Genomic DNA, 10657 nt, shown 5'->3' with positions numbered 1-10657 from the left:
CGTGCTCTCGGTCGGCCGCGACCGTTACAAGGTGCCCAAAGACCTCAGGCGCTACCTGGAGGTGCGGGACGAGACGTGCCGGTTCCCGGGCTGCAACCGGGGCGCGGCGCACTCGNCGGTCGGCCGCGACCGTTACAAGGTGCCCAAAGACCTCAGGCGCTACCTGGAGGTGCGGGACGAGACGTGCCGGTTCCCGGGCTGCAACCGGGGCGCGGCGCACTCGGACATCGATCATGCGCTGGACTGGCAGTTCGACGGGCTCACCGCGCACGACAATCTCGCGCACCTGTGTCCGGGCGAGCACGGGCTGAAGTCGGAGACCCGGTGGAGCTACGAAATGCTGCCCGACGGCACTCTCAACTGGACCTCACCGACCGGGCGGCACTTCATCAGCGAACCGGCCACCATCATCCAGCCCCAACCGCCACCGAGGCCGAGACCGGTGCCGCCGGACGATTCCGACGAGCCGCCGCCGTTCTGAAGCGCCGGGCAGCCGGCTCAGTCGCGGGCCGTCTGGGGGTATCAGCCGACCGAGGTGCCGAACAGCAGGCCGAGCAGGTAGGTGACGCCGGCGGCTCCGAACCCGATCACCAGTTGCCGGAACGCGCGGCGCAGGGGCGGTCCGCCCGACAGGAGCCCGACGATCGCCCCGGTTGCCAGCAGGGCCAGACCCACGAGCACGGCGGCGACGATGATCGCTGCCATGCCTTCGAGCCCGAAGAGGTAGGGCAGAACGGGCAGGATGGCGCCGGAGGCGAAGAAGCAGAAGCTCGAGGTCGCGGCGCCGAGTCCGGTGCCGATCGCCTCGTGCTCGTCGACGGCCGGAGACAGTCCGCCGGTCTGCTTGACGTCGACCGGACCTGTGGCGATCGCCACGGTGCGCAACGCCTCCCGGGCGTGGAACTCGGCCTTCTCCGGGGACATCCCCTGCGCCCGATAGACGAGGGTCAACTCGTTCGCGGCCAGGTCGAGGTGCGACAAGACGCTCCGGGAGGCCGGATTCGGAGTGGAGGCTTCGAGGAGTTCCCGCTGCGAACGCACCGACACGTACTCCCCCGCACCCATCGAGAGCGCGCCGGCGAGGAGCCCGGCGATGCCCGTGAACAGGATCGTGGTGGTCGGCACGCCGGTGGCGCCGATTCCGAGCACCAGGGCCAGGTTGCTGACGAGACCGTCATTGATGCCGAACACGGCGGCACGGAAAGTGCCGGCCAGACGCTGGCGCCCGCGCGCGGCGAGCCCGCGCACGACCTCCTCGTGGATGCGCTCGTCGGCGGCCATGGTGTCCGTGGCGTCCGCGTCCGCGTCGTAGGGCGAGCGCGCCTCGGCGCGCTGGGCCAGGGCGAGCACGAACACGGACCCGAAGCGTCGGGCCAGGAAGCCCAGAAAACGGGTGCGCACAGCGCCACGCCTCGGCTGCCCGACCTGGTCGCCGAGGAGGCGCCGCCAGTGCGCCTCGTGACGGCCCTCGGCCTCGGCCAGGGCCAGCAGGATCTCCTTCTCCTCACCGTCGCGGCGTCCGGCCAGGTCACGGTAGACCGTCGCTTCCGCGCGCTCGTCGGCCAGGTACTGCCGCCAGCGTCGGATCTCGGCGGGGCTGGCCGGGCGCTGCTGTTCTGTCACTCTCATGCCTCCACGCTCATGCCTCGGGCGCGGGCTCGAGCGAGCCCTGCGCGACTCGAGCGGACGCGTGCGGTCCGGAGCCGTCGAGGCCGAAGAATGGTTCGTCGAACTGAACGACCCACACGGCCTCGCGACCCGCCACCGGGGCGTACAGTGCGGTCCCCTCGACTTCGCCGGCCGCCACGATCACACCGATCGGGTCCTCCGCGGCAGCGTCCGGGTACCGGTTCCGATCCAGACGCACGACGACCTGCATCCCGACGCCGAAGACTGCCGGGGCCTTCCCGGCCCTGTCCGCTTTCTTCCGCAGAGCCACTACTCGGCCGATCCGTCGGCCGATCCGGCCCGCTCGAGCACGAGTTCGCGCACGCGTGCGGCATCCGCTTGCCCGCGCATGGCCTTCATCACCGCACCGATCACGGCGCCGGCGGCCTGCACCTTGCCGTCGCGGATCTTCGCGAGGACGTCCGGCTGGGCGGCCAGGGCCTCGTCGATCGCGACGATGAGCGCTCCGTCGTCGGAGACCACGGCGAGACCGCGGAACTCGACGACTTCGAGGGGAGTTCCCTCACCGTTGATGACTCCCTCGAGCACCTGGCGGGCCAGACGGTCGGTGAGCGTGCCGGCCACGACCAGTTCGATCAGCGCGGCGACCTGGTCGGGCTGCACGAGGGAGTCGGCGGAGACGCCGGCGACGTTCGCGAGCCGGGCCACCTCACCGGTCCACCACTTGCGGGCGGCCTGGGCGGAGGCGCCGGCCGCGATGGTCGCTTCGACGGCATCCATCAGGTCGGAGTTGACGACGTCCTGGAATTCGAGGTCGGCGAAGCCCCAGTCTGCCTGGAGCCGCTTGCGCCGGGCCGCCGGAGGCTCGGGCAGGGTCGCGCGCAGCTCCTCCACCCATTCCCGGGACGGGGCAACGGGAACGAGGTCGGGCTCCGGGAAGTACCGGTAGTCGTCGGCGTCGGACTTGGGGCGGCCGGCCGAGGTGATGCCGGTGTCTTCGTGCCAGTGACGGGTTTCCTGGGTGATGGTTCCGCCGGCCTGCAGCAGGGCGGCCTGGCGCTGGATCTCGTAGCGGACGGCCTTCTCGACCGAACGCAGCGAGTTGACGTTCTTCGTCTCGGTGCGCGTGCCGAGGATGTTCGAGCCGCGGGGGCGCAGGGACACGTTCGCGTCACAGCGCACGTTGCCCTCTTCCATCCGCGCGTTGGACACGCCGAGGGCCTTGACGATTTCCCGGATGGCGGCCACATAGGTGCGGCCGATCTCGGGCGAGTCGGCCTCGCCGCCCTCGATCATCTGCGTGACGATCTCGACCAGGGGCACGCCGCCGCGGTTGTAGTCCACGAGCGAGTAATCCGCGCCCTGGATGCGGCCGGTGGCCCCGCCGACGTGCGTGAGCTTGCCGGCGTCGTCTTCCATGTGCGCACGTTCGATGTCGACCGTGACCAGTCGACCGCTCTCGAGTTCGATGGTGAGCTGCCCGTTGAACGCGATCGGTTCGTCGTACTGCGAGGTCTGGAAGTTCTTCGCGGTGTCCGGGTAGAAGTAGTTCTTGCGGGCGAACCTCGAGTACTCGGCGATTTCACAGCCCAGGGCGAGGCCCAGACGGATGCTCGATTCGATCGCCTGGGCGTTCACCTGCGGCAGGCCGCCCGGCAGGCCGAGGCAGGTCGGGCAGGTGTTGGTGTTGGCGCCCTGGCCGAATTCGTTGGCGCAGCCGCAGAACATCTTGGTCTTGGTGTTGAGCTCGACGTGCACCTCGAAGCCGAGCACCGGCTCGAACAGTTCGAGGGCTTTGTCGTAATCCATCAGTTCGGCCTTCTTCATCAGACGGCTCCCTCGGTGCTTGTGAACATGTCGTTGGGCGCCAGCTCCGGCGCCTGGCTGAGCAGGGTGTGGCCCCAGGATGCCTCGAGCATCGCCTCGATGGCGGCGCCGACCTGGTACAGGCGGGCATCCTGCTTCACGGGCGCCATGATCTGAAGTCCGACGGGCAGTCCGTCCTCGGGGGCGAGACCCATCGGGAGGCTCATCCCGGGCACACCGGCCAGGTTGGCCGGTATGGTGGTGACGTCGTTGAGGTACATGGCCATCGGGTCGCTCATCTTTTCCCCGAATTTGAACGCCGTGGTGGGCGCACTCGGCGAGACGAGCACGTCGACCTTCGTGAAGGCCGCCTCGAAGTCCCGCTGGATCAGGGTGCGCACCTTCTGGGCGCTGCCGTAGTACGCGTCGTAGTAGCCCGCGCTGAGGGCGTAGGTGCCGAGGATGATGCGGCGCTTGACCTCGGGGCCGAAGCCGGCATCACGGGTGGCCGCCATCACGCGCTCGCTGGTGAGCGGGCCCTCGTCGGGGTTGACCCGGATACCGAACCGCACCGAGTCGAAACGCGCCAGGTTGCTGGACGCCTCGGCCGGCAGGATCAGGTAGTAGGCCGCGATCGCGTACTCGAAGTTGGGGGCGCTGACCTCGACGATCTCGGCGCCGGCGGCGGAGAGCAGCGCGAGGGTCTCGGTGAAGCGCTGCGATACCCCGGCCTGGAAACCGTCGCCGTTGAGCTCCTTGATCACGCCGACCCGGACTCCCTTGAGGGCTCCGTCGGCGAGGCCGGCGCGCGCGGCGGCGGCCATGGACGGCCAGGAGTCGGTGAGCGAGGTGGAGTCGAGCGGGTCGTGGCCGCCGATCACGTCGTGCAGGAGTGCCGCGTCGAGCACCGTGCGGGTGACCGGTCCGACCTGGTCAAGGGAGGAGGCCAGGGCGATCGAGCCGTATCGGGACACGCCGCCGTAGGTGGGCTTGACGCCGACCGAGCCGGTCACGGCCGCGGGCTGGCGAATCGAGCCTCCAGTGTCGCTGCCGAGCGCGAGGGGCGCCTGGAACGAGCTGACCGCGGCCGCGGAGCCGCCGCCGGAGCCGCCGGGGATCCGGTCGAAGTCCCACGGGTTGTGGGTCGGGCCGTATGCAGAGAACTCCGTGGAGGAGCCCATCGCGAACTCGTCCATGTTCGTCTTGCCGAGGGGAATCAGCCCGGCGTCGCGGACCCGCTTGACCACCGTGGCGTCGTAGGGCGGGATCCAGCCCTCGAGGATCTTCGAGCCGGCCGTCGAGGGCATGTCGAGGGTGGCGAGCACGTCCTTGATGGCGATCGGGATGCCGGCGAGGGGGCCGAGCTCGTCCCCGGCGGCACGCCGGGCGTCGATCCGGGCGGCGGTGGCCAAAGCCGCGTCCCTCGCCACGTGCAGGAAGGCGTGCACATCGGTGTCGATGGCCGCGATGTGGTCGAGGTGGGCGCGCGTCACCTCGACGGAACTGACCGAGCGGTCAGTGAGCAGTTCGGAGAGTTCGGCGGCGGTCAGTTTGGTCACGTTGGTCATGGTTACTCCTCGTCCAGGATCGCGGGCACGCGGAACTTGTCGCCGTCGCGGTCAGGGGCGCCGGACAGCGCCTGCTCGACCGTCAGGGACGGGACAACCACGTCAGCGCGGAAGACGTTGGTCAGCGGCATCGGATGGCTGGTCGCCGGAACGTCCGGGGTGGCCACTTCGGCCACTTTCGCCACGGAGTCGACGATCTGACCGAGTTCGGTGGTGAGGCGGTCGATCTCCTCCGCGCTCAGGTCGATCCGGGCAAGGTTTGCCAAATGGGCAACCTGCTCGGCCGTGATTTCAGACATGTAGCTCCGTACGGTCGTCGGGGTGGATACCCCAATTCTATTCGGAGCCGTCGGTGACCAGTGCCGCGTTACCGGTTCCGATCAGGGCCATGTTGTGCAGCGACTCGCTGCCCACGTCGAAATAGGCGTTGTGGCCGAGAGACCCGTTGAGCCAGAGCCCGGTGAACCGGTCGCGGGCGCCGGCGACGCCGAGCCGGTGGGCGCCGTAGGACGCGGCCCCCGGGTCACTGCCGAAGAACGCACTGCTGACGGTGGGATCCCAGTCTGCCTTCCCCACGTAGACGTTTCCACGGGCCACACTGAGCTGGTCGACGGACTGGATCTGGCTCCCGGGCGACCCGACCAGCACCAGGGCGTCGACCGAGAAGGACCCTCGGGCCAGGGCCGTGAGCGCCACGGTCGACCCGTAGGAGTGCGCGAACACCGAGATGAAGGGCTGGTGTTCGCCCCGGTCGGCACGGATGCCCAGCGACGACTCCTCGAGGAAGTCCGCCCCGGCCTCCGCGCGGTCCAGTCCGCCCACGTTGAACAGGTCCGGCGCCTCGTACCCGATCCAGGCCACGGTGGCGACGCTCCTGCCGGACGCGCCCCGGCCGGCTCCGGCCCGTTCCCTCAAAACCTCGACCTGTTCCGCGTACACGGCCGCTGCGGTGTTCGTCCAGTTCACGATTTGAGCCTCCACCGCGTAGTTCATGCCCGGAACGAGGTAGCTGACGTAGTCGGCGGTGTCCGGGTTGCCGAGGGCGATCGCCGCCCGTCCTCCGTCGGCGGGATCCAGCAGGATCAGGGAACGCCGGGGGCTTCCGTCGGGGGTGCGCAGCGCGGCCTTCACCTGGGTCAGGACGCCGAGCTCGCGGGCGAAGACCTGCCGCTGGGCGTCATCCGTCGCCGTGGCCAGGCTCTGCGCGACCTCGGCCAGGCTCTGGCTGAGGTAACGGGCGTTGGCTCGGCCGCGTTCCCGGAACGGGATGCCGTCGAGGTTGCCGACGAGCCTCGGGGCCGCGGCCAGCAGCGAGGACCGCTCCGACGAACCGAGGCCGTCCCACAGTCCGGCCACCTCGGTTGCCGCGGGCGGCACAGCCAGCAGCGAATCGACCTGGCCCGGAGACGCCTGCACGAACGCGGAGATGTCGGCCGGGGACAGGCTGGACAGTCCGGCCAGCAGGCTGGTGCCGGTCATCCGGCGCACCGAGTTGACGTTCGCGTCGGCGTCGGCGGGGACCGCTGCCACCGGCTGGGCGGAGACTCCCGGCTCGCCGGAGACCCGCACCCGGATCGAGGACCCCCGCCGGCCGGACAACTCGCCCCAGAGCGGGGCGGTACCGGCCGCGGCGGCCGGGTCGAGGGCGGTCGTGGGGAGCGGCTGACCCTGCACCATGCCCTGGAGTTCGTGCACTCCAAAGGCCTCGCTGACTCCGTTGAGAGTCAGAGAGGCGGTGAGAATTGTTGCCGCTACCAACAGCAAACCTGGGTACGTCCCCTCACGAACACCGAGATGCCAGGCAACTCGACCTCCAGCACAAGACCTGCACCTTCAGATTAGTGAAGAGGCGGTGGCCGAAGTCCCCCCCAAAGGCGTCGCCGGGACCCCCGCTTCGGGGGTGAAATCGTAAGGCTACTTCTCAGCCAGCGCGCCCGGGCCCTCGGTGACGAGCAGCCGGAACTGGGCGGCGTCGAGGATTCGGAGTCCGAGCAGTTCGGCCTTGGCCAGCTTGGACCCGGCGCCCGGGCCCGCCGCGACGAAGTCGGTGTTCTTGGACACGCTGGAGGCGGCCTTGCCGCCGGCGGAGAGGATGGCCTCCTGTGCCTCCTCCCGGGTGTAGCCCTCGATCGACCCGGTGGCGACGACCGTGAGGCCGGCCAGGACTCCCCCGGCGGCGGCCGCGGCGCCGGGCCCCGGGTGGTCCGGGGTCGCGAACTGCACCCCGGCCCGGGTCCACTGCTCCACGATGTCGCGGTGCCAGTCGACCTGGAACCAGTCGATGATGGCGTCCGCGATGATGCCGCCGACGCCGTCGACCTCGGCCAGCTCGTCCCGCGACGCGGCCCGGATCAGGTCGAGCGAGCCGAAGTGGCCGGCCAGGGCGCGCGCGGCGACCGGCCCGACGTGACGGATGTTCAGGGCCACCAGCAGCCGCCAGGGCGGTTTGGTCTTCGCCAGTCCGATCTCGCGGATGAGCTTGAGCGCGTTCGACGAGGGCTGCGGCCCTTCGATGCCCTGCTTCTTCTCTGCGGCCGTCGGGTTGCGGCGGAAAGGAGTGCGGAGCCGGACCGATCCGTCTTCCTCTTCGCGGGTGAGCCCGGTTTCGGCGTCGCGCACGACGACCTCGATCGGCAGCAGGTCTTCGAGCGTGAGGTCGAAGAGTCCGGCCTCCGTGGGCAGCGGCGGCGTGCTCGGCCGGGTCGGCTGGGTCAGCGCGGCGGCGGCCACCTCGCCGAGCACCTCGATGTCCAGGGCGCCGCGGGAGCCGATGTGCTCGACCCGCCCGCGCACCTGGGCCGGGCAGCTTCGCGCGTTCGGGCAGCGCAGGTCGATGTCACCCTCCTTGGCCGGGGCGAGCGGTGTGCCGCACTCCGGGCAGTCTGCGGGCATCACGAACGCATGCTCGGTGCCGTCACGCAGTTCGAGCACAGGGCCGAGCACCTCGGGGATGACGTCGCCGGCCTTGCGCAGCACGACGGTGTCCCCGATCAGGATGCCCTTGGCCTTGACCACATCCTGGTTGTGCAGCGTGGCCTGGCGCACCTCGGAGCCGGCCACCCGCACCTTCTCCATCACGGCGAAGGGCGTGGCCCGCCCGGTGCGTCCCACGCTGACGACGATGTCGAGCAGCCTGGTGTTGACCTGCTCCGGCGGGTACTTGTAGGCGATCGCCCAGCGCGGCGCCCGGCTGGTGGCGCCGAGTTCGGCGTGCAGGGCCAGTTCGTCGATCTTGATCACGATGCCGTCGATTTCATGGTCGACGCTGGCCCGGTGCTCGCCGTAGTACTCGATGAAGCCTGCCGCCTCGACCACGCTCGGCTCCACCCGGAAGTAGCTGCTGGTGGGCAGCCCCCAGCCGCGCAGCAGCTCGTAGATGCCGGATTGCGTGGCCACGGGCGGGTTCGGCCAGGCGCCGATGCCGTGCACCAGCATCCGGAGTCGCCCGAGCCTGGCGCGCATCAGCCGGAGCGGCTCCATGGCCTTGCCTTCGGACTTCTGGCGGAGCGAGCCGGCCGCCGCGTTGCGCGGGTTGGCGAAGACACGCTCACCCGCGGCGACCTGCGCGGCATTGAGCTCGAGGAATTCGGCGACCGGGAAGAACACCTCGCCGCGCACCTCCATCAGGGCCGGATGTCCGGTGCCGGTCAGTTGCCGGGGTATTCCGGGCACACGGGCGATGTTCTCGGTGACGTCTTCGCCGACCACGCCGTCGCCGCGGGTCGCCGCGCTGACCAGCACGCCATTCACGTAGCGGAGATTGATCGCCAGCCCGTCGATCTTCAACTCGCAGAGGTAGTGCACGGGCCGGCCGGCGTCGCGTCCCACCTTGGCCGCCCAGAGTTCGAATTCCCCGATCGAGAAGACGTTGTCGAGGCTGAGCATCCGTTCGGCGTGCTGCACCGGATCGAACAGGCTGGTCTCGGCCCGGCCGCCCACCGTCTGGGTGGGGCTGTCCTGGCTCGCCAGTTCGGGGAACTGGTGCTCGAGCTCGGCGAGACGGCGCACGAGGGCGTCGTACTCGGCGTCGTCGATGATGACTTCGTTGCGGTCGTAGTAGGTGTCCCGGGCTTCGAGGATGCGCTGGGTCAGTTCCGAGACCTCGACGGCAGCGACGTGCAGCGCGTGACTGGGCGCGGTGGGTGTGGATCCGGCGTCAGGCGCTGCTCCCTCAGGCGCTGCTCCGGCCGGTGCTGCTGTGTCAGGCATTGACGCCGACCGCGCTGACGGTGCGATCGATCGTGCACTGGCCGAGCACCCGGGTGCCGAGGTAGACGACCGCGGTCTGCCCGGGGGCGACACCCGTGAGCGGCTCGGCCGGGGTGATGACCAGCTCGGTGGCCGGGCGGGTCTCACCGGTCGCGCCGTTCACGCCGTTCTCGCCGTTCTCGCCGGGAGCCACCGGCACGACCTGGGCCACAGCGGGCACCGGGTCGGCGTGGGCGCGGATCTGCACGGTGCAGTCGAAAGCGGTTTCGGGGTGGGCGGGGGCGACGCCGCACCAGGTGAACTTCGAGCCGGCGATCTCCCCGATCGCGAGCGCCTCTTTCGGCCCGACGACGACGGTGTTGGTGATCGGGCGAACCTCGAGCACGAAGCGCGGTTTGCCGTCGGCGGCGGGGGTGCCGATCTGAAGCCCCTTCCGCTGCCCGACGGTGAACGCGGCCGCGCCCTCGTGCCGGCCGAGGGTGTTGCCCTCACGGTCCAGGATGTCGCCGGTCGCCGGCGGCACCCGCTCGGCCAGCCAGCCGCGGGTGTCGCCGTCGGGGATGAAGCAAATGTCGTAGGAGTCGGGCTTGGTGGCCACCGAGAAGCCGCGCTTGGCTGCCTCGGCGCGCACCTCGGCCTTGGACGGGGTGGCTCCGAGCGGGAACATCGAGTGGGCGAGCTGGTCCTGGGTGAGCACGCCGAGCACGTAGGACTGGTCCTTTGCCCAGGCGCTGGCGCGGTGCAGCTCGCGGTTGCCGTCGGCATCCGTTCGGATCGTGGCGTAATGGCCGGTGGCGACGGCGTCGAAACCGAGGTCGAGGGCCTTCTCGAGCAGGGCGGCGAACTTGATCCGCTCGTTGCAGCGCATGCACGGGTTGGGGGTGCGGCCGGCCGCGTATTCGTTGATGAAGTCGTCGACGACGTCGAGCTTGAACCGCTCGGAGAAGTCCCAGACGTAGTACGGGATGCCGATGATGTTCGCGGCCCGTTGGGCGTCCATCGAGTCCTCGACGGTGCAGCAGCCGCGGCTGCCGGTGCGCAGGGTGCCGGGCATGCGGCTGAGGGCCAGGTGCACCCCGACCACCTCGTGCCCCGCCTCGACCATGCGGGCTGCGGCGACGGCGGAGTCCACCCCACCGCTCATTGCTGCCAAAACCTTCACCTGACGAGTGTAATCGGGCGAAGCTGAATGGCCAATGCGCCCCTGCACGGTCCCGGTGCCGAAGTGCCCGTTCCGGTCGAGAGTGTCCGTTGTACCGGCCACTCTCGACCGGAACAGGCACCCTCACGCCGTGCTGGTGCCAATGGGCCGGCACGCCACCGGCCACGGACTACCGGGCCACGGACTACGGGCCACGGGCCACGACGGCTGCCCGCGGCGCGGTCAGCGCCCCGGCACCCGATCGGCGAGGCCGGCGCGGGCCGCCCGGGCGTGAGCCGCGGGC

General features: G+C 70.2%; 8 protein-coding genes. All 8 read right to left on the bottom strand.

The annotated features are described in order from the left end of the window. Window positions 1–522: 522 nt before the first annotated feature. Entirely contained in the window at window positions 523–1629 is a 1107-nt protein-coding gene (locus tag E3T42_RS00655) for a VIT1/CCC1 transporter family protein (RefSeq protein ID WP_134368131.1), read from the bottom strand. Window positions 1630–1639: 10 nt separating this feature from the next. After that, window positions 1640–1939, bottom strand: coding sequence for a hypothetical protein (locus E3T42_RS00650; RefSeq protein WP_134368130.1), 300 nt, complete (start codon window positions 1937–1939; stop codon window positions 1640–1642). Further along, complete coding sequence (gatB, locus tag E3T42_RS00645) at window positions 1939–3456, bottom strand: Asp-tRNA(Asn)/Glu-tRNA(Gln) amidotransferase subunit GatB (RefSeq protein WP_134368129.1); 1518 nt, start codon at window positions 3454–3456, stop codon at window positions 1939–1941. The genes E3T42_RS00650 and gatB overlap by 1 nt, the downstream gene beginning before the upstream one ends. Next, the gene (gatA, locus tag E3T42_RS00640) at window positions 3456–5003 is read right to left on the bottom strand and encodes an Asp-tRNA(Asn)/Glu-tRNA(Gln) amidotransferase subunit GatA (RefSeq protein ID WP_134402276.1); all 1548 of its coding nucleotides are present in this window, start codon (window positions 5001–5003) and stop codon (window positions 3456–3458) included. The genes gatB and gatA overlap by 1 nt, the downstream gene beginning before the upstream one ends. A gap of 2 nt (window positions 5004–5005) precedes the next feature. Then, entirely contained in the window at window positions 5006–5302 is a 297-nt protein-coding gene (gene gatC / locus E3T42_RS00635; RefSeq protein ID WP_134368127.1) for an Asp-tRNA(Asn)/Glu-tRNA(Gln) amidotransferase subunit GatC, read from the bottom strand. A 37-nt stretch (window positions 5303–5339) separates the two neighbouring features. Continuing rightward, complete coding sequence (locus E3T42_RS00630; RefSeq protein WP_134368126.1) at window positions 5340–6698, bottom strand: alpha/beta hydrolase; 1359 nt, start codon at window positions 6696–6698, stop codon at window positions 5340–5342. A gap of 219 nt (window positions 6699–6917) precedes the next feature. Next, the gene (ligA, locus tag E3T42_RS00625) at window positions 6918–9212 is read right to left on the bottom strand and encodes an NAD-dependent DNA ligase LigA (protein WP_134402275.1); all 2295 of its coding nucleotides are present in this window, start codon (window positions 9210–9212) and stop codon (window positions 6918–6920) included. Then, window positions 9205–10374 (bottom strand): tRNA 2-thiouridine(34) synthase MnmA, encoded by a 1170-nt coding sequence (gene mnmA, locus E3T42_RS00620; protein ID WP_134368124.1) that lies wholly within the window; start codon window positions 10372–10374, stop codon window positions 9205–9207. The genes ligA and mnmA overlap by 8 nt, the downstream gene beginning before the upstream one ends. Window positions 10375–10657 lie beyond the last annotated feature (283 nt).

The organism is Cryobacterium sp. TMT4-10 (assembly GCF_004403275.1).
Classification (GTDB): domain Bacteria; phylum Actinomycetota; class Actinomycetes; order Actinomycetales; family Microbacteriaceae; genus Cryobacterium; species Cryobacterium shii.
The sequence above is the reverse complement of the archived record's forward strand: the minus strand, read 5'-3'. Positions and strand labels throughout refer to the sequence as shown.

Bases quoted from the DNA above. Each gene is read 5' to 3' on its own strand.
- gatB (WP_134368129.1), bottom strand. From the start codon at position 3,456: ATGAAGAAGGCCGAACTGATGGATTACGACAAAGCCCTCGAACTGTTC.
- E3T42_RS00655 (WP_134368131.1), bottom strand. From the start codon at position 1,629: ATGAGAGTGACAGAACAGCAGCGCCCGGCCAGCCCCGCCGAGATCCGA.
- gatC (WP_134368127.1), bottom strand. From the start codon at position 5,302: ATGTCTGAAATCACGGCCGAGCAGGTTGCCCATTTGGCAAACCTTGCC.
- ligA (WP_134402275.1), bottom strand. From the start codon at position 9,212: ATGCCTGACACAGCAGCACCGGCCGGAGCAGCGCCTGAGGGAGCAGCG.
- gatA (WP_134402276.1), bottom strand. From the start codon at position 5,003: ATGACCAACGTGACCAAACTGACCGCCGCCGAACTCTCCGAACTGCTC.